The organism is Pseudomonas sp. GP01-A4, assembly GCF_058780865.1.
Window position 1 is genome coordinate 56,570 of the sequence record NZ_JBYSWF010000028.1, and the last position, 20,643, is coordinate 77,212.

Below are 20,643 nucleotides of genomic sequence, written 5' to 3' on the forward strand. Positions count from 1 at the left end.
GGTCATTGAAGCTGCATCCACCCGACACCCGGTAATCCATGCACCGTATTCACTGACCACCGTATACTTGCGTTCTAATGTTCGGAGTCAGCATGAGTACGTTGCCAATCGATGCCGCCTTACCGGCCCTTCTAGACGCGTTGAATGATCGCAATGAGGTCGTTCTACAAGCGCCTCCCGGAGCCGGTAAAACCACGCGAGTGCCGCTTGCGCTTCTTGGTGAAGAGTGGCTTAAAGGGCAGACCATCGTGATGCTTGAGCCTCGACGTCTCGCTGCCCGCGCTGCTGCGGAACGTATGGCAAGTGAGCTTGGCGAAAAAGTCGGAGAGACGGTTGGCTACCGTATTCGGCTTGAGAGCAAGGTAGGGCCGAAAACTCGTATCGAGGTCGTGACCGAAGGGATTCTTGCCCGCAGGCTGCAGGAGGATCCGTCACTTGAAGGCGTGGGCCTGGTCATCTTCGATGAATTCCATCTCCGAAATCTTGATGCAGATTTGGCCTTGGCGCTGACTCTTAATGGGCGCGAGATGCTACGAGACGATGTCTCTCTTAAAGTGTTGCTGATGTCCGCAACGCTGGAAGGTGAGCGGCTCTCTCGATTGCTCGACGATGCCCCCATTGTCACCAGTGAAGGCCGTATGTACCCGGTCACGACGATCTGGGGAGCTCCTTATCAATCAGGCGATTATCTTGATCAGCGTGTGGTTTCGACATGCTTGGATGCTCTGGAAGACCAAGGTGGAAGTCTCTTGGTGTTTCTACCTGGGCAGGCAGAAATTCGACGAGTGCATCAGTCTCTGAAAGATCGCTTGGGTGATCGAGAAGACGTTCTGTTGTGCCCTTTGCATGGAGAGCTCGAGCTAACTGCACAACGAGCGGCGATTTATCCACCTCCTGCAGGAAAGCGAAAGGTTGTCCTTGCGACTAACATCGCTGAGACCAGCGTGACTATCGAAGGTGTTCGAGTAGTAATCGATTCGGGGCTCGAGCGTGTGCCTAGGTTCGACCCGCGCAGCGGGATGACCAGATTGGACACACAGCGGATATCGAAAGCGAGCGCGACTCAACGAGCGGGACGTGCGGGTCGTCTCGAGCCTGGTGTTTGTTATCGCCTGTGGTCAGAGACCCAGCATGATCAACTGCCAGGCTACGGTACTCCAGAGGTACAGCAGGCCGACCTTGCTGGACTCGCTCTGCAGCTGTCCAGATGGGGCGTGCAGCCCACTGATCTCAAATGGTTGGATGTTCCGCCTGCCGCTGCCTACTCCCAGGCTTGTGACCTTCTAGTTCGCTTGGGGGCTCTGAGTCATGATTGGAAACTCACGAAGCACGGGCAAGATATGGCGGAATTGCCTGCGCATCCGCGCATAGCCCATCTGCTTCTGCGAGGTCATGCGTTCGGCCTTGGACATCTCGCATGCGATATCGCCGCTGTACTGGGGGAGCGTGATATCCAGCGTGGCGCCGGTGCGGATATCCACAGTCGCCTTGCAATCGTCTCTGGAGACCAGCGTGCCGAGCGTTCCGAGCAAGGCGGTGCGCAACGTGCTAGGCAGCTTGCCAAGCAATACCGTTCTTATCTGCGCGGCCCCATTGTCAATCCGGTGACTGATCCTGAGCACTCTCGGTGGGTGGGAGCTCTATTGGCCCTGGCATACCCCGACCGTGTCGCTCAACAACGTCGCCCTGGTGGTGCTGAGTATCGTCTCGCCAATGGCCGTGCAGCCATATTTACCGAAAGCGATGTGCTGATGAAGCATTCATGGTTGGTGATCGCTGATCTAGGTAGTCGCCAAGGCCAGCGTGAAGAGCGTATTTATTTGGCGGCGGACTTCGATGAGGGGCTGTTCAAATCCGTTCTGAAGGAGCAAGTCCGTCAGGTAGATGAGCTGGATTGGGATGAGCGAGAAGGTGTGCTTAGAGCGGAGCGGCAGTTGAAAGTCGGGGAGTTGGTTCTTTCCTCTGCGCCTCTGGCAAACCTTGATGAAGAAGCTCGCGTCCAAGCGTTGATCAATTACATCCGGCGCAAGGGAATTGAGCTCTTACCTTGGACTCCAGAGTTGCGCCAGTGGCAAGCGCGTGTGGCGCTTTTGCGGGATCTGGATTTGGAGAAGGGGAGCACAAGTGATTGGCCAGATCTTCGTGACCAGGTGCTTCTGGAATCTCTAGGGAAGTGGCTTGCTCCCTACATCACGAAGGTAACCAGGCTCAGCCACTTTGGGCAGATTGATCTTCCATCGATTCTGCGCACCTTTTTGCCCTGGCCTTTGCCGCAGCAACTCGAAACACAGGCGCCTCAGACGATCTCTGTGCCCTCCGGATCGAATATTCGAATCGACTACAGCGAGCGACCTCCCGTATTGGCTGTGAGACTCCAGGAGTTGTTCGGCCTTGCAGACACACCGCGAATTGCCAACGGACGGCAGGTACTCAAGCTCCATTTGTTATCGCCAGCGCGACGTCCTGTGCAAGTCACCCAGGATTTAGCAAACTTCTGGAAGTCGACCTATGACGAGGTCAAGAAAGACCTTAAAGGCAGATATCCCAAGCATTTTTGGCCTGATGACCCCTTGATCGCAGAAGCTACCGCAAGGGCGAAACCGCGAGGTACCTAGGCTTATTGACTATGCTGATAGCGCGGTTTGGATCAGGAGTATTACCAAGTGGTTCAACAACGTTTAATCCCCGAGCTTGATGCAGAAAAACTTCGTGAGAATGCTTTGACGTCGATTCGATTGGGCGTCGAGGATTTCGAGCGGTGCCTACGTCAGCCAGAAGAAGGGGGAGATCCTACGCGAGCCCTCTCTGCGATACGGAATCTATTCGCTGGCGTACTTTTGCTTTTCAAGTACAAGATCGCCACTTGCGTCGATGATCCCGCTGATGCTGCCGCCCTAATTTTCATACCTCCTGAGGTTCTGCCTCAAAGCGATGGATCGCGCGGGGTCGAATGGTTGCCGGCGGGCAAGTTCAAGCCCACAACCATTGATGTTGCAACGATCCAAAAACGCTTTGAAGCGTTCGATATTGAGGTCGACTGGGACGTCATCAACAAGCTGCAGAAATGTCGTAATCACCTAGAGCATCTGCACCCTGCCAATACATTGGGTGAGGTGGCGGATTTCGTGGCTGAGCTATTCCCTGTGCTTCGAGACTTTATTCAAACCCAATTGCAGGAGCCACCGGCTGAAATTCTGGCCGAGGCCTGGCAAATCATGTTGCTGCACCACAAATTCTTTGTGGATACGAGCAGGCAATGCAAAGAGGCTTGGAATGATGTAGGGGTTCCAAAGGGGATGGAGCCTTGGCTTGATGAGTGCCAATGCGAGGAGTGTGCCTCCTCGTTGCTAATGCCTTCGCAAGACTCGTTGGATTTGGGAGAGCTGGTAGAGCACAACGACGATTGTTTTCGATACACGTGTCTTGCGTGCGGCCACGGGGCTCTAATTGGCCCGTTGATGGTCGAAGCGCTTAACAAGGCCCATGAGTACGATCCTCGCGATGGAGAGGAGCCCAGCGTCGAAAACTGCTATCAATGTGATCGTGCAACTTTCGTGAGCTTTGAGCAGACATGCCTATGGTGCTCAGCTGAGCTCGATTACACCGAATGTTGGGTATGTGAGGAAGGATTGGGACAGGACGATCAGGAGAATGGAGGACTCTGTTCGTATCACGCCCATACGTTCGAAAAAGCGATGCGTGATTGAATTCTTCACGCAGCTGAATGCCTAGGGCAGATCATTTGATATATCAGACGCCCAGTCTGGAGTCGGTGACATGTCGGCTCTCGCAGCGGCGTCTCTGTTAGCAAATTGTCTCTACGAAATATCCTTGTGCCAAAGTCGACCGACTGTTGATTTCGGTAGTCCCAAAATCTCTATCACCTCTGCTTGGCTGCGTCCCTCCTTTTTAAGCTCCTGGACTGCTTCCCATTTTCTCTCTGCTGCCACGGTCTGCGGGTGAGGGAGCTTCTCAGGCTGAGCAGGGAGGGAGGCATCGAGCAGTTCGATAGCGTTCAACTCCTCCATGGCTAATAGAAGAACGTCTCTGGCAGTCTTCTGATCTTTGGCAGCGTGAACGAGCGTTAGCAAAGATACAGGATGCAGATTGAGCGCTTTTGCAAGCTCTTGGCTGACCTCAAGCGTTGCTGACGTTTTGACCGCTTCAAGCTGGCTTACGTGCGATGGCGCTACTGCTATAGCAATATCGTGCTGCGTCAGACCCAGTCGAGCCCTTAGCAACTGTAATACTGCCGCATACGCGTTGCGAAGCAACATCCTGACTCCCCTCAAAGCAGGACGGTATGCCGCGATTGCGTAGACCCATACAAATCTATATATTTACTTGGATGGGACTTTGCCTTAACGGGTTTTTGTTTAAGCAGCGCGATCCCGCTGCAGGACGTAGACCTGTCTCAAAGATTCGGGGCAAACGGATCTGGACACGACTCGTTGACTCTCAGCCGGAGCCGCTACCTCATACAAACAATAGCTATGTATTGCCAAAATGTTTGAGCTTGATCTCTGCCAACGTCGGTCGATTCGACGCACCGCAAAACCAGGAAACCTGCTCCATGTTTATTTCAGATGAGTCTTGTATGGTCGGCTTACCAGGCTTCCCAGGGCCTGGCCGCACGGCTTGGCGGATGGTCGAGCGAGACCCCGAGGATTTCTGGTATCACGTTCGCTTCCGCATTTGTGAAGGAGCTAGGGCTCGGTTCAAAAAATTGATGCCATCAGACCCTTCGATGCTGGCCCACCTGCTCTCTCAGCGAAGCACAGAGCTCATGATTGAGGGGGTTCAGGTTGTGACTCCCCCTTGCATGAATGGGAGTCCTTTAGAACGCATGGAAAAGTTGATCAGTGTGATGGTCGGCTGCGACAAAAACGGTGAGTACGTACTGCTTCATAAAGTCGATAGCGGAGCAATCTACAGTAGTTCTCTTGATGTCAGCGACGCAGGCTTGCTCAACAATATTCGAATGATTTACGACGCCACGACCGCTGCCGGGAAGCACTTCCATTGCACCAACTATCCCACGTCGACCACGGTTACGCAGTGTTAGAGACAAGTGAGTCGCTCTGCACGACAACAGCACAAGCTGGTTAATCCATGAAGGCCCAAATCTATTCAGATCTGCACATTGAGTTCGCTCGGTTCGAGCCCGCCCCAAGTGATGCGGACGTTGTCATCCTGGCCGGCGATATTGATATCAAATCGCGCGGCGTGGTTTGGGCGAACGACACATTCCAGTGCCCTGTGATCTACGTCTGCGGAAATCATGAGTACTACGGCGGCCACACCGAGCGCACGTTTCAAAAAATGAAGGACGCCGCAGCGCCACATGTCCATGTCCTTGAAAATGAAGTTTTGATCCTGAACCAAACCCGGTTTTTGGTCACGACGGCGTGGACAGATTTCTCATCGACGGGAGATGTTGTTGCGGCAAAACGCGTCGCTTGGGAATGGATGAATGATTACACCGTCATCAGAACAAATGAGAGTTACCGACGCCTTCGTCCCGATGACCTGATAGCTAAATCTAAAGCGGCTTATGCCTGGCTCACACAGGAACTGAACAAGCCATTTGACGGCAAAACCGTTGTAGTAACTCACCATGCGCCGGTGTTGGATTACGTAGGTGATGATCTTCCCGTACACCTGATCGCAGCCTACGCCAACGATTGGCCGGAGCTTCTGGGCAAGGCGGATCTTTGGGTTTATGGACATACCCACATTGCAGCGGATTTCTTAAAGCATGGATGCCGAGTCGTTTCAAATCCTCGCGGATATCCAAATCAACAGACTGGGTTCGATCCGGATTTTCTGATCGAGATTTGATGAGCCGTCTTTCAGCGAAGAACCTCTGCGAACGGAATTTCGCTGCGTACGAATTCGAGAAAATTACATGGTTACGTTAGAAGAAATCTCACAGCTGCTCTACGGCGCAGGGGAGGAGATACCTGGCTGGCAAGGCACCCAAGATGAGCTGACTGCGTTGTCCGCAAAAGTTTTCCCTCGCAAAGCCTTCTGTGTGGTGCGGCAATGGATTCTAATCGACCTCACGGTTAACTCAAATGAGAAAGAAAAGCTAAGCGGGCTTGGTCTACTTCCCGCGACACTTTTCGCTCACGAAGTCGTCTTGGACAGTAAAGGGCGCTTCCAGCCACAGATGTGGGTACGCAGCAATTTCGGAAAATCATTCACGGAAGACTGCATGTTTGAAACCAAGAGTACGGTCTACCTCCTGCTGGGATCGGGCCTAAGAAAAAACGCCAGCATACGTGCTGCTTTTTCTATGAAAGCGGATTGAGCAATGACTGGCGCAAAATACTACTTGAGTCATTTGGAGATGGCCGGATGCCTGAAATCATCGAAGTGGAATTTCATAGTAAGTATCTCAGTGACTTCCAGCTGAGCCGTCTTGTACAAGCGAGTCTTCAGAAATACACAGTAGCCATAACGGCTTTTATCAGCGATGTGGTGATCATCGAGGACAGGTGTCTTGGCGTGTCCTTCGACCACTTTCCGCAAGACGACGCCTACCGAACAGCCAATGGCGGGATCATTCGCACAGAAAAAATTCAGAGCGCGTGGAAAGAGGGACGTTTCTGGCTTTTGGAAACGCGGGAAGGACATTACATCATTGGTAGCTTCAAGCGCGGGGGGGGGCGACGTAGTTTTCTTGAATTGCTTCGGTCAGGTGAACGCCTCGCATCTGATCCAAGGCCGAGTGCTTGATCTCTATGGATGCGGAGGCATGACAGCATGGCAATGGAAGAACGCTGGACGGCTATTCGAGCGAAGAACAATTTCGATGAGTTGCTCGAAAGGTAATCACGACTCGTAAACCGATTTTCATCGATGGTGAGCGAAGGAGCGCTGTGCTGATCTCGATCGAAGAGTGGAGCGCCATCCAGGACAAGCTCAGCCCCGCGTTCTGTCAGACCTCTGATAGGTCGCTTGCTAGGTCTCTTAGTGTTTGAATCATCAGCGCTCCGAGTTAGCCGTGCGGAGCGCTTCAAACTGCCTCTATTCTGTGATGCTCATTTTGCCGTCGGACGGATTCAGAACACGGTTCACCGTTACTTGAGTCGCTTCAGAGAGGATTGGCAACCTTTGATTCACGTCATCCAAGGTGTCGAGCGCAGCTTCTTTCCCATCACCACCGAATGACTCAATCACACCTTTCACCACCCGGAACTCGTTAGCGAGGCGTTTACGTGTCGCTTCGATAACCCTGTCCTTGTTTCGCTCATACTCCATGCGTACCAGGTCGGGCAGCAAGATCTTGATTGCATCATTCTGGACTAAGTGCTCCAGGGCTGTAAGCATAGGAAGCTCGGCCTTTTGTGATGACATATCAAGCCAGACGCAGGTGTCGAGCATTACTAGGTGCATTGAAGCTCCTTTTCAGCTTGGTGATTGCTAGACTTGGCCTTGACCATCACCGGATAATGGCCCAATACCTTACAGGAGCGTCAAATGTCTCGTCTCGCAGAATTCCGTGCCCTTGAGCAGCAGCTCGCAGCTCAACTTGCCGAGCTCGAAACCCTGAAAAATGATGATGGCCTGAAACGCGAAATCGAGTTCGAGCAGAAGCTTCGCAACCTGTTGGGCGAGTACGGCTACAGCCTGCGCAACGTCATCGCCATACTTGACCCTCAAGCATCGCGCAGCGCTCCTGCTGCCACAGAATCCAAGGCAGGCACCCGCAAGCCACGCCAGGTCAAAATCTACAAGAACCCGCATTCAGGAGAAGTCGTTGAAACTAAGGGCGGCAATCACAAAATCCTGAAAGAGTGGAAGTCAGAGTACGGGGCTGATGAGGTTGAATCCTGGTTGGCTCAGTAAGACTATTTGAGTACAAATGAAGGCCCCAGTGGGGCCTTTTTGCTATGTAGCACCTGAATCTATGTCCGCCGATTTGAAATCCCTTACTCAGTGAGACTGACAGATCATGAAGGAAACAGAAGATAGTGAGAAGATAAAGGCTCCGCCTGGATTTGAACGTTTCCTCCGGCTAGGGATGCTAATAGAGAGTGACACCAAGGCACTGATGGTTCGGCTTCTGCACTTAATTCGCGGAAATGGAATCTACAAAATGATTCCGTCGAGCGAAAACCGTGAGAACTATCAAGAATTCATCGCCGCCGTGCATGACGGTTGGAAGCTAGCGCAGAAACTCATAGTAATTGAAGTCTGTAAAAACCTGTCCGAGATATGCTCGCTCGAAGCGCAGAAAAGTGACTTCCATATAAGGAAGGACTCAGTCGAGAAATCTAAAACCATTGAGAAGATAAAAAAGCTAAGCCTTGAAAACAATATGCTTCGCAGGTTTGCCGACTCTATTGTTTGGCATATGCTTTTTGATGAGCAATCAACAATTAGGCGATTGCCGATGAACAAGCATGGAGATAATCTCTCTATAAAAAATATTGAAGATATCCAAGGGATCATAGACCAATATAATGAATGCCCTATGACCATAGCCATCATGGCGGATCTAACTACATTCGTGCATCATGGAGACATTGCACTTAGAAATAGTCAAGGTACATCGTTCATCGAGGTTAAAAGCGGCAGCAAAAGCAAGGTGTTGCTTGACATCATGGAGCACTCAGAAGGACTTAGCTGTAAACTGGCAGAAACAATCCTTACCAAGGATTTTACTAGATCTGAAAAGCAGCAATACAAGCGAACTAAAAATCAGGCTGATCGAGCGAAGAACCTTTCATCGACACTGAAGACGAATGAGGGATACGATCAATTAACGGGCAGAAAAGTAAAGATCACGGAAACCAAGTGCGATATAAAATACTACAATGACGAACTCTTAGATTGCCGAAAGAGGCTGGGAAAGAGTGGCACATATGCAATAAGCGTCATTGATTCATGCCTTTACATTGGCATGTACAAAGAGCCGGAGTTCGCATATGTTGGATTTAGCTCATGGATGAGCATGTTGAAATGCAGCAACCCAATATACAACCTGACAGATAGTTTCTTTGATGCGCTCGCCAGGCCTTTACCATCCCTCAATATGCCGACAGAATTTATTGAGGAGATAATAAACGGGAAGATCGTTGTGATGGGTTGCCTCAACACTAGGGGCTTTTTTGAATTATCACAAAGACTGTATCCGAGCATGATTACTTTGGCGCGACCTCCCAAAAACGCTGATATAGGAGCAATGCATGTTGACGGGAAAGCCATGGCAATGTCAATGAGCGACCAAGGGATTCAAGGATACCTAGGAGATGGACTAATGAATCGCATGAGATTTGATCTTCAGAGTCCGAGGAGCATTTTGGAAAATCAGTACGCAACGACCAAAAAATATTACTATATTCCAGTGCATCACCAGACATCGGATGACCTTGCGGAGGAATCCATTGGCTAGCTGAGGATCTTATAAATCCACCCAGCTGGCCAACCCGGCAGTGCTGGCAGTATGATGTTGGCTTGAGTGCAAATGGGCCCTGCGGGGCTCTTTTCTGATTACAGGGAGTTAGAATGATTCGGCTTGTTCTATTATTGCAAGAACGCTATGTTGGGTTATTAGTGCTGTTAGCATTCCTGCTGCTGTGTGTAATCCAGATTAAGCTGCCCGTGCCGCTTGGGTGGGAAAATTCATGCATAGTAGCAGCGCTCTCATCTTCTGCCTTTGAAAATATCGCAAGTAGCATCTTGGCAAGCATAGTTGCGGCGTACATATTCTATATATTTATTGATGTAATCCCAAAAAGAAAAGCATTGGCTGAGACGCACTTTTCACTAGATAATATTCTGGCACCTATTGCCTTGAGTTTCGTCCATAAATCAAGACCGCATATGAATTCCAATATAGATCGTCAAAATATAAAAATACTAGATCTGAGTAATTTGACTGAAATTGTGGAGGAAGCTAGGACGGTTGCTGGTTATGAGAGTGTTCTCTCGACAACCCTGCACGTTAATGACATTGGGCACGTGCTTGATCAGGGCACGATCATGGCATCATCAATATCGTCAAAACACGCGATTTTCTGGATTCAAATTTGCTCTCGCTCAAGAGAGTTAGCCTCAATGCTGGAGCAAATTCCTCACCATGATGTTTTCGTGCCTTCTGATGTTTTCAAAGATAATCCAGACGACTATGGGCAGGCGGAAAGCTTTAGAATATATAGCATTCACATGCACCACTTTAGAGATAGGCTTAGAGTTAAATGCTGGCTACTTTTGGATGACGTTCTGTTCTGGAAACAAAACTATTCAGTAAGCAAGCCTGCAAAAAACAAGACATCATGACTTGGTTAATTGTTGTCAAACTAATCATTCCGCCGCACCAGGCTTTTGTATTGCTCTCTTGCGGCAATGATCTGGTCGCGAAATTCCTCAGGGTCGATGCTGATGCAACCTCCAAGCGGCACCTTGAGCCCCGAGGATGTCATGGCGGAGCAGCCCATCACTAGGCTGTGGTAGGAAGTGACGTCAACGGGGAGGTCGATTCTTCGGGCAGCTGGGCCCGGCTCATCAATTAGCTAAGCATTTCTTTCACGATGGAAGCCACATTTCTCGCATCGTCTATCCCTCGGTGATAGGTACCCTGCCAAACCAAGCCCAACGACTCTACCGTTTGCTTAAGTGATTTAGGTCGATCGTCATATAAGCCTGCATGCCATTTCCTGGCATTGAAATGGGGCAAGCCTTCGAGCAGGGAAGGGCACCCAGCAAAACCAGCATCGCGCTCAAGCTGTCTTGCGTCATAGTCACCCCATGACGTCCAGGCCGCGTTTGGATAACGCACAGCAAACATTCGTAGCTCGTCGCCAACCTCTCGATAGGTTCGGGCACCGTCCACGTCTGCTTGTTGAATGGACGTCAGCTTCTTACAGAAATCAGTAAGGGTAGGGTTGATCTGAGGTCGAACGAAGCGCTGGAATTCGTCGACGATTTCAAGCGATTCCAGATCGACCACTACCAGGCCAATCTCTATCGTTTCCATCTGTTCGGGCGTGACTATTAGCGGTCTTGTTGACTCCGACTCGTCCACCTCATCGCAGGTTGCCTCAAGGTCGACGCAATACAGATAGCGGTATGGCGCGAGCAAGTTTTGGATGGCTTGAAGGTGATGAAACTTTGCTTGAATGCTCATAGCATGGATGCCCTAACTTTGATCTGTCCAAGGTACATCGACACGTGAATACAGCCACGCTCTGACGGAGTCGTTAGAGGGCGTGCAGCTTCGAGCTAGAGCGTCTTTGGCTATCGCTCCTTCGGGCTTAAGCGGCTCGACCTCACGTCTTCACGTTAAAGCCTACCGCACCGCTCGGCTATCATTTAAGTGCCCAATCGCGTAGGTATCCTCATGGCTACTGCTACTGTGAATTCTAAAGGCCAAATCACCATCCCTGTCCAGGTACGGGCTACTCTTGGCCTGCGACCAGGGGATGAAATCGAATTCGTCGATCTCGAAAATGGTCAATTCGCCATCGTGGCTGTGAGTTACTCCGTTAGGCGACTGAAGGGCATGATTCGCAAGCCGAATGTCATCGTGAGCATTGGTGACATGAACGCAGTTTTTGCACTGAAGGAGTAAAAGCTCAACTGGGATTCTCAGAACACCCTGAGCTTCAGCTGTAGATATGTTAATTCGACAGAAAACTGGTTGAAGTTCCCAAACGGCCTCGTTATGTTGGATGGGTGTCAATAAATGAGAATCCGTATGGACGATCAACTATCAACAGTACGACCTCCGGCCGAAGCCTATGAGGTTGATGCCGTCATCGAAGAGCTGAGGGCTGAATTTGACAGACTTGAGCGCGAAAGTGTTCAGGCTGATACTCATGCAGTTCGACGGGCTAAGGCTGCGCTTGACGCTCTTGATCTCGCGGAGGGCTTGCACGATCACAGGATGATCAGCTGCAGCCTCGACCGTGCGTTCTTGGCACTGGAAGCGATTGACAATGCCTTCGATGCCTTTGGCCCATCGTCCGTATTATCCCGCCAGTACAAATACTGGATCGGCGTTTTAGCGTTTTGCCTTGCCGCTCTGGCTAAGCTCAAAGCCCTCCTTGCTCGCTCTCTACGAGCAACTCTGCGCGTTCCACTCTTCATGGACGGCCCAGAACTCAGCGGATACAAGCACCGCCTTCGTTAATCCTCCTTCGAAAAATTTCCACCTTCTCTTTTTTCGATTGGGATCGTTCCTATGACCTCAGAAAACCGTCGTGGCTGTACCGCTTGCTCCGAAAAGGGCGAGCTGAAATGTGTTTGTGTGCCTGTAACTCAAGTCTCCGACAACACATCGTCAGTAAATAAACTCTCTCAAGAATCAACTCGTATCGTTACCAGCGAGCGCTTCTGGTTTGACCGGATACTTGATCTGCTGAAGATTGGTATAGGTTTGGCTAACCTGATCTTGGGGCTCAGCAAAAACTAAAACTCCAGCCACACGCTCGCAGCGAGTCAGCGGCGCTCCCAAGGGCCATGACTTAGATGGATCAGGGTAATCGGTACGAATTGGAAACGGCCTCGGTTTTGCGAGGCCGACTTTCAACAGGCAACAACTACTTGTAGTTGCCTGCCTTTCGATATCCAGCAGCCTGGGCCTCGGAATCCGAGGTGAAGGTGATCTGATTTTTTTCAGACACTTGACCATACCCAAGGCACCCCGTCGAGACGCGATAGACCTGGCTTTTCCGGTTACAGCTCAGAGCGCGGCGAGCAAACGTTCGAGCTGATCGCACTCCCATGCACTCAATAGGTCGACAGGATCAGACCCGTCGCGCTGCCAGAGTTCAAGTGTCCCAACTCGGCCATCAGGCGACCTGCAATACTCGCAGTAATCCAGGGTGTCACAGTCATTGAAGAGGGTGAGTCGCCAGCCACCTATCTCCACAGGCATGAGGCCGTGGTAGATCTCATTTCATGACTGGATGGTACTTCGCGTCATGGTGCGTTTGCCCCGCGCGACGACCGCCAGCACCTGGCTGACCTCGAGGGCCAAGAGATGGTGAGTTCCAAGCGCGCGTTCAGAAATTAGACCTTCTGTATTGAGAGATGCATTAGCTCTATCCGGTAGTATTGGCTGAACGTCGTACCCAGAATCCGTTTGTGACAGGAAAACATGGATGTATTTGTCAGCACTCAAGGTTCAGAACTTCCGGCAGTTTGGCCCCGACTCTCAGGGTTTGTTCATCGAGTTCAACAGAGGCGTCACCGCCCTTGTGGGTGAGAACGACGCAGGTAAGTCCTCCGTCATCGATGCGCTCAGATTAGTGCTCCAGACCCGGGACGGTGAATACGTGCGCTTGCAGCCAGAAGATTTCCACGTTTCTGGGGAAGGATCGCAAGCGCATCAGATCACGATTGTTGCGAAGTTCTCCGATATGTCGGTTGCGGATCAGGGTGCGCTTTCAGAGTACGTCACCTTTATCGGCGAGCAGGCTGTCGTTTACGTCCATTGGACAGCTCGTCGACTCAATGACGATACGCTCGCGCGGCGCTGGGTTGATATCGCGGTGCGTAGTGGCCATAACGGTGGGGGCCCAAGTCTGGACGTCAATGTTAGGCAGTTGCTCGCAGCAGCGTATCTGAGACCGCTTCGTGATGCACAGCGTGAAATGTCGTCCGGTCGCGGTTCTCGCCTGTCGCAGGTGCTGAAGAATTTTCCCGACATTAAGAATGGTAGTGACTTTACCAGTGAGCGATCGCAAGAGGATCTAGATCCTGCCTCTCTGAGCCTTGCGGGCCTCGCGGAGTACCTCCGGCACCTGGTCAACTCGCACGAAGGGGTGAGAAAGGCCCAGAACTCCGTCAACAACGATTACCTGTCTCATCTGGGTCTGGAGGGAGATGAGCTGCATGGCCGGATCAATTTCGTAGAAGGCGGGACGGAGTCGGCACGCCTGCGGCAGATCCTTGAACGTCTTGAGCTCAGTTTACTCGATCAGGACTCTGGTGAAACTCGGGGAGCCTATGGGCTCGGTTCCAACAATCTGCTGTTCATGGCCTGTGAGCTACTACTCTTGGGTCGCGAGCCTGATGGGCTTCCCTTGCTGCTCATCGAAGAACCTGAAGCTCACCTGCATCCGCAGAGGCAACTGCGCCTAATGGAGTTTCTGAGCGCTGCTGCGGGCCCTGATTACACCCCATCGGTGACAGCTGATGGCTCGGGAGCGCCGAACATCCCTTACGGGGCCGATACTCCTGAGCAGCACAACTTTCCGATAGCGGCAGTATCAACCACAGACGCGCCCGTTCTCGTTGCAAAGGAACCTCAAACCGCTGATCAGCCAATAGCTGATCCGGTGCCTGCAAATTCGTCACGCTCTGTGCAGGTCATTCTGACGACCCACAGCCCCAACCTTAGCTCCAAGATCGCCCTGGACAACCTGGTACTGATGCATCGCCATAAGGCCTACTCTCTGGGCAAGCAGCACACAAGGCTCGATGCTGGTGACTACCGGTTTCTGGCCCGGTTTCTGGACGTTACCAAGGCGAATCTTTTTTTTGCACGAGGAGTGCTCGTCGTGGAGGGGGATGGTGAAGCAATCCTGCTACCGGCAATCGCCAAGATCCTGGGCAAGGATTTCACCAAACACGGTGTATCAGTGGTGAACGTGGGCAGCACGGGCTTGGGTCGGTATTCCCGCATCCTACAGAGGGCGAACCCGGATAAAGGGACATTGCATCTGCCGGTTGCCTGCATGGCGGACATGGACGTGATGCCGAACTGCGCCCCAGTCATCCTCGGGCATGTGGACGATGACGATGATCCAAGATGGACAAGTAAATTCCGTCGCTGGAAGGCGGTCAGGCATTTTGGGGATGACGAGCAAAGTCAATTGGCCGGCCTGGCCGAACGACGTCAGAAACTCAAGGTCAACGACGAGCAGAATGTTCAAACCTTCGTTGCCGATTATTGGACGCTTGAGTATGACCTCGCGTTCACGGGGCTTGCACAGCAGGTTCTAATCGCCGCCCGGCTTGCTGAAAATGATGATGCTCTCAACGAGGAGCGAGAGACACCTACGAAGGTTATTCATGATGCCTGCGATGAGTTCCAGGCACTAACTGAGTCAAGTGAGTCCCACGAGCATCTGTGTTCATACATCTACGCCCTATTCCACCAGAAGAAGGCATCCAAGGCGATCACAGCGCAGTATATGGTTGACTTGCTTGAGGGCCGTCTCGGTTACAAGGCGCTGCCCCTTGAGCAAATTCAGGAAGCGCTGCCAATTTACATAACCGAGGCGATTACCTATGTAACCTCCCGCTTGGAAACGAATCTGGAGCAGGCGGAGGATCCTCGGTGATCGCGTTTCGGGATCTGGTGCCCGAGATCACGGATGAAGACATCGACTGGGTTGTCGAGCTCATGGGGCTCAAGGAGCTTGATGCGCCTCGGCTGAACTTTCTGAGGTCGCGCGAGACGTTGGATGTGTCTGCGTGTCCCGGCAGTGGCAAGACGACCCTGGTGGTCGCCAAGCTGGCGATTCTCGCACGCAAATGGACAAACAGAACCCGAGGGATCTGCGTGCTATCGCACACCAATGTCGCACGTCATGAGATTGAACATCGTCTGGGCGAAACAGAGGTGGGAAGGCGCCTGTTGAGCTATCCCCATTACATCGACACGATCCATGGGTTTGTCTGCCGATTTCTTGCCACACCGTGGCTGCTTTCCGCCGGGCACCGATTCACAGCCATCGATGATGAGCTGACACATCGGATGCGCTTCAGCTGCATGCCTTATCAGGGCAGGTCGAAGATCAGGTCACTGTTTGAGTTCAATAAGTTCAGTCCTGAGAAGTTGAGACTGACCAGCACTGACTTCACCGATCCGCTCAAAGGCAACAAGTTTCCGGCAGGGGAGGAGGCTCCCACCTATAGGATCATGGCCTTAGCCATGGGAGAGACTGCCAAGCGTGGATACTTCTGCTATGACGAAATTTTCGTCCTGGGTAAGGCTCAACTGGCAGAGCGACCAGGCGTCGCTCAAGGGCTCATGCATCGCTTTCCCTGTGTAATTGTCGATGAGATGCAGGATACTTCGGCTATGCAGAACAAGTACCTGAGCACGATTTTCCCCAGGGACAATCCAGGTATCTGCGTAACTCGGGTGGGTGATCCTAACCAGGCGATCTTTGATTCTGATGTTCACTCCAAGGGTAGCGATTTTCCAGATACGGCTCGCTCGGTTGATATCGCAAGCAGCTTTCGCTTCGACGTATCCATCGCATCACTCGCAGATCCATTTGCCTTCTACCCAGTAGAGGACAGGCTTTGTGGGCTACGCAGGAGGGAGAGCAATTTCCAGGCACCTCATACGATATTCGTCTTTCCGGATGGCGACTGTAGCGGCGTGCTTAATGCCTACGGTCGGCTTGTCCTGGATCACCTTCCTCGCGCACTGCTGGAGAAAGCACTGATCACTGCGTTGGGCTATACGCATAAGGACATCAATTCTGAGGATGAAGACGCTACGCATTATCCAAAGACCGTTGGGCATTACTGGGAGTCGTATGATCGCAACGCTGGCCGTTCTAACTATAGGCCTTCGACCCTTGTGGAACGGGTGCGCCTAGCCCGTCGTCACCTTGCTAAGGGGGATACAGCGCATCACGGAGTAGAGGAGATAGCGCGCGCATTGCTCCACCTTGTGAACCTGTCGAACACTTCCACAAAGATCAAGGTGGGGGCCCGACAGCACGTACAGGTTCAGCAACTCTTCACCGACCCGAAAGATCTGGAGCAATATCAGCGACTGATAGTTGAGGTTCTCTTCAAGTCGGACTTCATTAGCCAAGGCCGTTGGCTGACTCTGTCCCAGCGTTTTTGCAACCTCGCTGTGGCGCTCTCTGGCCTCAACGCGCGATCCGACACGACTCGGGAATACTTGGCCTGGGTGGACGAGAGCCAAGAGATTGTTCTGGAGGGAGGGGCCGCGCTGGCAGTGAATACTTACCGGAGTATTCATGATCACGGGACGGTCGACATCAAGCTCGGCTCCATCCACTCAAACAAGGGGCAGACGCACACCGCGACGCTGGTATTGGAAACCTTCCGTCACGAGCCGTTTCTCGGCAGCTTGGTGCCATGGATGGTGGGTGAGTGTTGCCATGGGCGCAAAAAGCTTGGTGTTCGTATTACCCAGCGGCTTCTTGCGATGTATGTGGCAATGACTCGACCGACGCACTTGATTTGCTTGGCTATTAGTAAGCGCTCGTTGGGAGAGGATGCGCTATTCGAGGAGAATTGCCGAAAGCTGATTGACCAAGGCTGGAAGGTTCAGCATTTATGAAAGCGATGATGCTTATGCGGCGGTGATCTCTGCTCGCAGGTATGGGTATTTATAGGTAATCCAGGAAAATCGCCCCGTCATGCTCTGTGCGGACGAACGAAAGCTCATCTGGGTAACCATCGATTCCAATCAGCTTAACTACCCCCTCTGCACGATCATGCATGCAAACCAGTGTGCATGTAGCGACGTCTGGGTCAACGACGGCTTCATGAAGAGTGTAGCGCTCGATACGGTAAGACTCACCGACTCGTAGACAGCGCCGTTCAGTTTCACTCACAGCCTCTCTCACATTCGTTTTGCGTAGGGTGTTCGTCGTTCGACGAACGTAACGATCCCCCTTGTAGATCACATCGTACACAGGATGACCTGATGTCGTACCTGCATCTAGCAGAGTGCTGGTGTACTGAATGTTCGTCAGTTTGCCGGCGAGAATGCGACTACTCACATGGGTATCGTGCAGATGGATGCCAGCGGGCATTCCACTAATTTGGCGGTGGCTGCTGGGCCAAAGGTGCAGGCGCCACTCTTCGTCGTCCGAGCGGTTCAACAACATGACGTAGAACCCGTGCGGATGCTTGAGGCAATGAGGCTTGGTCTCAATGATCCAGGCTCTTAGTGCTTCCTTTATGTTGGACGTCGATGTGGTGCCCAGTTGCTCCCGGTTAAGGAAGGGCAGGTTACTAGGCATAAGGAGAACGACCACCTACCGCTTGCTCAGCTGCAGTTATCACCGTCGCTGCAATTTTGCCTAGTCCGAACATCGTTTGAAGCACTTCGGTGGGCGCAACGTTGGTGGGGACGTCAACGTTGGAAGCTTCTGTGCGTATCAGTCCTAGCTCATGAGCGTATGCCGCGTAGTCGCGGTGAGAACGATGATACCTGTAGGCAAAATCTTTCGGGTCTTCACGCGTGACGATGAGCTCTTGAGACGAGCCTTCAATTCGGAACGTAGATAAGCGCTTGCTCAAGTACAGTTGTACGTTGAGCAACAGCGGATACTCATTCTTGGCGCGTGCGATAGCGAGGATGGTTGCCAAAACCTCAGACTGGACGTACTCAACGCTCCACAGGTGGCTGTCGAACGTGGCGCTTTGCCGGAACCGGGCGTACTGCTCACAAATGGCTTCGTCCCTGAAGTCCAGCAGGATGGCGTCGACGCGAATTGGTTGTCTGTGTTTTTTGGCTTGCTCAAGGAGTCTGGGAAGTGTCTTAGCACGAAAGTGTCGACCAGTTCGTACGCTGATTTGATAGTCAACCGAATCGGCGACAATCCTCTCAAGGTTCTGCGAAATATCTTGAGGCAGTACGACTGCTGCTTTTTGCACTTCGTTCGGATCGACGAAAAATGAGATGTAGAGCGTCGAGAGAATGGCGAATGCACCACTTGCAACGACTGAGTTTAAAAAGCTGTTGAAGGTCTCCAGCGACGGAGATTGCTCAGGGCGATTGGCGATCCAGAGAGTGGCCAGAAAGCAAAGAAGTAATAGGCCACCGCTGGCCAGCAGAAAGCTTCTGCGTTGATGAGCAGAGCTGAAAATCCCTGAGAGAGACACGCCGGGTACCTTCTGACATCCATTTCGATGGCGGATTTTGCTCGGCGTGATGGCTCAATGCAAGCAAGCATGGCTTTTCGCATCGAATTAATCTTGCTTGAACATCGAATTGGGAGGCAAATCTCAAAGCCTCAGCTAGGCTCACAGCGAAGTCATTTAGAGCATCGAATCGCGAACGAAGAAAGTGAAATTGGTGGGGAAATGGATGCGTGAAGCTAACCGGAAAGCGTGTGACATGTCACAAAGACCTATCGCGTAACGTAATTCCTTTGTGCCATACTTAATCCATACCGCAAATTCGTCGTTGGATCTCGCTCTTTAGCTGCTGCCTTAAGCAGCGTTGAGATCCGAATCCACACGACGCAAAGCCAGAAGCTAAATGTTTCTGAGATCCGAACCAAACGACGTAAGGCACCTGCAAGAGCAGAGCCTTGGTTGGATGAACGTTAACGAAAACGTTGTGTCGAAGCCGTGAAGGATGCCATCCGTCGGCAAGGGTTTGAGGAAGCTGACGACCAGGCGAGGGGATTCGTATAATCCGCACCCTTCGAGAATCATCGTAAGTGACACCCGCGTCAGCCTCGTCAGCGACTACCGTAGCAAGACCGTTACCACTAGGAATGTGGGAAAAAGGGGACAGAAAATGAGCGTTGAGCTTTTGTATGAGAAGGCCAGGAAAGAGTTGGGCGCCACTCCGGAGGAGCGCCTGCGTAAGGCACGAGCCCGTACCATCGTGATGACCAAGATCCTTGCTAGCCAAGCCAAAGCCCAAGCTGTAGACAGCAAGATGCTTGCTCGCACCTGCAGCCTCTGACTCATTTCTTAACCTGAAAGCAGCCCTCCGCGGCTGCTTTTTTTTGCGCGAAGAACAATGACTCCATACCTAGTAACCGAATTTCAGCGCGAAACGTTGAGCGCCTTGATCCGCGAATGCTTTGGCTACGAATATCTGCAGATCTTCGATAAAGAGCAAGTTAAGTACCTGTACAACTACCTCAGCTCGTTGGGTGCAAAGTCCATTCTGCTGGAGCCTCGGTACACAGACCGCGACTTCCTTGAAGACTACTCCCGCTACTACGTGAAGCGATTCCGTAACGATGGCGGAGTCTGTGGCCGACTTCATTTCTTCAATTGCAAGCTAGACCACAAATCGCTCGACAAAATGATGCTAGGCATCAAGCAAGAAGATCTGACGGCTGACCAGCAGCAAGACATCGAGCCAGAGGATCTGACTGGTGAAGTGCTTCAAAGCAGCTACTTGGGGTTCGTCCTGATCAAGCCTTTGAGCAAGACGTTCATAGGTAAGACGTGCCTTCGAATAACGGGTGAGCCTGGTACCGGCCCAGGAACCAAAAAGAAGATTTCCAAGCGCTACGATGTCAACCTCTTTGGTATAAAGCTTCACGTAGACTCGATCGCGTTCCAAGAGCAGGACAAAGTCGTAGCTGCCTGTGCGACCACCGCGATCTGGACTGCTCTTCATGCGTTGCCGGGCCGAGACGTGAAAAGCATCCCCTCCTGCAGCGAGATCACGATTGCAGCGCTGAATTTCGCGGATGGTTCAAACAACGGATTCCCCAACAAGCACCTCACTCACAAGCAGATTCAACGCTCGTTGGATGTCGAAGGTCTTCGATACCATTCCTCTGCGCTTACGTCAGCGACCAAGAAATGGTTCCAAAGCTATATCTCTGCACACATTGACAGTGATCTGCCAATAATCTGCGGATTCCACGCTGACTCGGACACCCATTCCACGCGCATCCGGACAGTGATTCCACGCTGATCCGGACACTCATT

22 protein-coding genes and 1 pseudogene are annotated in these 20,643 nt (G+C 52.0%); 16 read left to right on the top strand and 7 right to left on the bottom strand.

All coding sequences use genetic code 11. The annotated features are described in order from the left end of the window. The first annotated feature begins 92 nt into the window (after positions 1-92). Both hrpB and AC3WKX_RS17435 read left to right on the top strand, forming a co-directional pair. Positions 93-2,615, top strand: coding sequence for an ATP-dependent helicase HrpB (gene hrpB / locus AC3WKX_RS17430; protein ID WP_102604768.1), 2,523 nt, complete (start codon positions 93-95; stop codon positions 2,613-2,615). Positions 2,616-2,663: 48 nt separating this feature from the next. Further along, positions 2,664-3,707 (top strand): hypothetical protein, encoded by a 1,044-nt coding sequence (locus tag AC3WKX_RS17435; protein ID WP_102604758.1) that lies wholly within the window; start codon positions 2,664-2,666, stop codon positions 3,705-3,707. Positions 3,708-3,818: 111 nt separating this feature from the next. On the opposite strand, the gene AC3WKX_RS17440 is transcribed toward AC3WKX_RS17435, so the two are convergent. Further along, positions 3,819-4,277 carry a helix-turn-helix domain-containing protein gene (locus tag AC3WKX_RS17440; RefSeq protein WP_102604757.1) on the bottom strand — a complete coding sequence of 153 codons (459 nt, stop codon included), beginning with the start codon at positions 4,275-4,277 and terminating at the stop codon, positions 3,819-3,821. A gap of 296 nt (positions 4,278-4,573) precedes the next feature. Between AC3WKX_RS17440 and AC3WKX_RS17445 the strand changes: the two genes are divergently transcribed. The 4 genes from AC3WKX_RS17445 (at position 4,574) to AC3WKX_RS17460 (ending at position 6,741) form a co-directional block, all read left to right on the top strand. Then, complete coding sequence (locus AC3WKX_RS17445) at positions 4,574-5,065, top strand: hypothetical protein (protein WP_102604756.1); 492 nt, start codon at positions 4,574-4,576, stop codon at positions 5,063-5,065. A gap of 47 nt (positions 5,066-5,112) precedes the next feature. Continuing rightward, a complete protein-coding gene (locus tag AC3WKX_RS17450; RefSeq protein WP_102604755.1) occupies positions 5,113-5,841 on the top strand; it encodes a metallophosphoesterase in 729 nt (242 codons plus the stop codon). Between the two features lie 67 nt (positions 5,842-5,908). Beyond that, complete coding sequence (locus AC3WKX_RS17455) at positions 5,909-6,313, top strand: DUF6957 family protein (RefSeq protein WP_102604754.1); 405 nt, start codon at positions 5,909-5,911, stop codon at positions 6,311-6,313. 47 nt (positions 6,314-6,360) lie between these two features. Further along, positions 6,361-6,741 carry a hypothetical protein gene (locus AC3WKX_RS17460; RefSeq protein ID WP_102604753.1) on the top strand — a complete coding sequence of 127 codons (381 nt, stop codon included), beginning with the start codon at positions 6,361-6,363 and terminating at the stop codon, positions 6,739-6,741. Positions 6,742-7,032: 291 nt separating this feature from the next. On the opposite strand, the gene AC3WKX_RS17465 is transcribed toward AC3WKX_RS17460, so the two are convergent. Continuing rightward, complete coding sequence (locus AC3WKX_RS17465; protein WP_256579765.1) at positions 7,033-7,401, bottom strand: PIN domain-containing protein; 369 nt, start codon at positions 7,399-7,401, stop codon at positions 7,033-7,035. Between the two features lie 84 nt (positions 7,402-7,485). Between AC3WKX_RS17465 and AC3WKX_RS17470 the strand changes: the two genes are divergently transcribed. The 3 genes from AC3WKX_RS17470 (at position 7,486) to AC3WKX_RS17480 (ending at position 10,290) form a co-directional block, all read left to right on the top strand. Next, a complete protein-coding gene (locus tag AC3WKX_RS17470) occupies positions 7,486-7,854 on the top strand; it encodes a histone-like nucleoid-structuring protein, MvaT/MvaU family (protein ID WP_102604752.1) in 369 nt (122 codons plus the stop codon). A gap of 106 nt (positions 7,855-7,960) precedes the next feature. Next, positions 7,961-9,403: a hypothetical protein gene (locus AC3WKX_RS17475; protein ID WP_102604751.1), complete on the top strand. Its 1,443-nt coding sequence runs from the start codon at positions 7,961-7,963 to the stop codon at positions 9,401-9,403. 113 nt (positions 9,404-9,516) lie between these two features. Beyond that, positions 9,517-10,290, top strand: a complete 774-nt coding sequence (locus AC3WKX_RS17480) for a hypothetical protein (RefSeq protein WP_146013710.1) — start codon at positions 9,517-9,519, stop codon at positions 10,288-10,290. 229 nt (positions 10,291-10,519) lie between these two features. On the opposite strand, the gene AC3WKX_RS17485 is transcribed toward AC3WKX_RS17480, so the two are convergent. Then, positions 10,520-11,137 (bottom strand): 3'-5' exonuclease, encoded by a 618-nt coding sequence (locus AC3WKX_RS17485; RefSeq protein WP_102604750.1) that lies wholly within the window; start codon positions 11,135-11,137, stop codon positions 10,520-10,522. Positions 11,138-11,350: 213 nt separating this feature from the next. Between AC3WKX_RS17485 and AC3WKX_RS17490 the strand changes: the two genes are divergently transcribed. The 3 genes from AC3WKX_RS17490 to AC3WKX_RS17500 all read left to right on the top strand — a co-directional run bounded on the left by AC3WKX_RS17490 (position 11,351) and on the right by AC3WKX_RS17500 (position 12,424). Continuing rightward, entirely contained in the window at positions 11,351-11,581 is a 231-nt protein-coding gene (locus AC3WKX_RS17490; RefSeq protein ID WP_102604749.1) for an AbrB/MazE/SpoVT family DNA-binding domain-containing protein, read from the top strand. A gap of 126 nt (positions 11,582-11,707) precedes the next feature. After that, positions 11,708-12,142, top strand: coding sequence for a hypothetical protein (locus AC3WKX_RS17495; protein WP_102604748.1), 435 nt, complete (start codon positions 11,708-11,710; stop codon positions 12,140-12,142). Between the two features lie 51 nt (positions 12,143-12,193). Continuing rightward, the gene (locus AC3WKX_RS17500; RefSeq protein ID WP_146013709.1) at positions 12,194-12,424 is read left to right on the top strand and encodes a hypothetical protein; all 231 of its coding nucleotides are present in this window, start codon (positions 12,194-12,196) and stop codon (positions 12,422-12,424) included. 127 nt (positions 12,425-12,551) lie between these two features. Here AC3WKX_RS17500 and AC3WKX_RS17505 read toward each other — a convergent pair. Then, positions 12,552-12,689, bottom strand: a pseudogene (locus AC3WKX_RS17505) (endonuclease); the annotation flags it as partial. A gap of 5 nt (positions 12,690-12,694) precedes the next feature. Further along, positions 12,695-12,904, bottom strand: coding sequence for a DUF7693 family protein (locus AC3WKX_RS17510; protein WP_488656210.1), 210 nt, complete (start codon positions 12,902-12,904; stop codon positions 12,695-12,697). 211 nt (positions 12,905-13,115) lie between these two features. On the opposite strand from AC3WKX_RS17510, the gene AC3WKX_RS17515 reads away from it, so the two are divergent. Beyond that, positions 13,116-15,302, top strand: coding sequence for an ATP-dependent nuclease (locus tag AC3WKX_RS17515; protein ID WP_102604747.1), 2,187 nt, complete (start codon positions 13,116-13,118; stop codon positions 15,300-15,302). After that, positions 15,299-17,290: a UvrD-helicase domain-containing protein gene (locus tag AC3WKX_RS17520; protein ID WP_102604746.1), complete on the top strand. Its 1,992-nt coding sequence runs from the start codon at positions 15,299-15,301 to the stop codon at positions 17,288-17,290. The genes AC3WKX_RS17515 and AC3WKX_RS17520 overlap by 4 nt, the downstream gene beginning before the upstream one ends. 49 nt (positions 17,291-17,339) lie before the next feature. Here the strand turns inward: AC3WKX_RS17520 and AC3WKX_RS17525 are convergent, their stop codons facing one another. Both AC3WKX_RS17525 and AC3WKX_RS17530 read right to left on the bottom strand, forming a co-directional pair. Next, entirely contained in the window at positions 17,340-17,978 is a 639-nt protein-coding gene (locus tag AC3WKX_RS17525) for a hypothetical protein (protein WP_102604745.1), read from the bottom strand. Next, positions 17,971-18,843 (bottom strand): hypothetical protein, encoded by an 873-nt coding sequence (locus AC3WKX_RS17530; RefSeq protein ID WP_102604744.1) that lies wholly within the window; start codon positions 18,841-18,843, stop codon positions 17,971-17,973. Before AC3WKX_RS17530 ends, AC3WKX_RS17525 begins: the two co-directional genes overlap by 8 nt. Positions 18,844-19,486: 643 nt before the next feature. On the opposite strand from AC3WKX_RS17530, the gene AC3WKX_RS17535 reads away from it, so the two are divergent. Continuing rightward, positions 19,487-19,657, top strand: coding sequence for a hypothetical protein (locus AC3WKX_RS17535; protein WP_158244075.1), 171 nt, complete (start codon positions 19,487-19,489; stop codon positions 19,655-19,657). Between the two features lie 57 nt (positions 19,658-19,714). Then, entirely contained in the window at positions 19,715-20,629 is a 915-nt protein-coding gene (locus AC3WKX_RS17540) for a hypothetical protein (RefSeq protein WP_102604742.1), read from the top strand. Positions 20,630-20,643: the final 14 nt, after the last annotated feature.

Bases quoted from the DNA above. Each gene is read 5' to 3' on its own strand.
- AC3WKX_RS17535 (WP_158244075.1), top strand. From the start codon at position 19,487: ATGAGCGTTGAGCTTTTGTATGAGAAGGCCAGGAAAGAGTTGGGCGCC.
- AC3WKX_RS17495 (WP_102604748.1), top strand. From the start codon at position 11,708: ATGGACGATCAACTATCAACAGTACGACCTCCGGCCGAAGCCTATGAG.
- AC3WKX_RS17455 (WP_102604754.1), top strand. From the start codon at position 5,909: ATGGTTACGTTAGAAGAAATCTCACAGCTGCTCTACGGCGCAGGGGAG.
- AC3WKX_RS17465 (WP_256579765.1), bottom strand. From the start codon at position 7,401: ATGCACCTAGTAATGCTCGACACCTGCGTCTGGCTTGATATGTCATCA.
- AC3WKX_RS17450 (WP_102604755.1), top strand. From the start codon at position 5,113: ATGAAGGCCCAAATCTATTCAGATCTGCACATTGAGTTCGCTCGGTTC.
- AC3WKX_RS17515 (WP_102604747.1), top strand. From the start codon at position 13,116: ATGTATTTGTCAGCACTCAAGGTTCAGAACTTCCGGCAGTTTGGCCCC.
- AC3WKX_RS17460 (WP_102604753.1), top strand. From the start codon at position 6,361: ATGCCTGAAATCATCGAAGTGGAATTTCATAGTAAGTATCTCAGTGAC.
- AC3WKX_RS17500 (WP_146013709.1), top strand. From the start codon at position 12,194: ATGACCTCAGAAAACCGTCGTGGCTGTACCGCTTGCTCCGAAAAGGGC.
- AC3WKX_RS17540 (WP_102604742.1), top strand. From the start codon at position 19,715: ATGACTCCATACCTAGTAACCGAATTTCAGCGCGAAACGTTGAGCGCC.
- AC3WKX_RS17480 (WP_146013710.1), top strand. From the start codon at position 9,517: ATGATTCGGCTTGTTCTATTATTGCAAGAACGCTATGTTGGGTTATTA.
- AC3WKX_RS17470 (WP_102604752.1), top strand. From the start codon at position 7,486: ATGTCTCGTCTCGCAGAATTCCGTGCCCTTGAGCAGCAGCTCGCAGCT.
- AC3WKX_RS17525 (WP_102604745.1), bottom strand. From the start codon at position 17,978: ATGCCTAGTAACCTGCCCTTCCTTAACCGGGAGCAACTGGGCACCACA.
- AC3WKX_RS17475 (WP_102604751.1), top strand. From the start codon at position 7,961: ATGAAGGAAACAGAAGATAGTGAGAAGATAAAGGCTCCGCCTGGATTT.
- hrpB (WP_102604768.1), top strand. From the start codon at position 93: ATGAGTACGTTGCCAATCGATGCCGCCTTACCGGCCCTTCTAGACGCG.
- AC3WKX_RS17490 (WP_102604749.1), top strand. From the start codon at position 11,351: ATGGCTACTGCTACTGTGAATTCTAAAGGCCAAATCACCATCCCTGTC.
- AC3WKX_RS17440 (WP_102604757.1), bottom strand. From the start codon at position 4,277: ATGTTGCTTCGCAACGCGTATGCGGCAGTATTACAGTTGCTAAGGGCT.
- AC3WKX_RS17445 (WP_102604756.1), top strand. From the start codon at position 4,574: ATGTTTATTTCAGATGAGTCTTGTATGGTCGGCTTACCAGGCTTCCCA.
- AC3WKX_RS17485 (WP_102604750.1), bottom strand. From the start codon at position 11,137: ATGAGCATTCAAGCAAAGTTTCATCACCTTCAAGCCATCCAAAACTTG.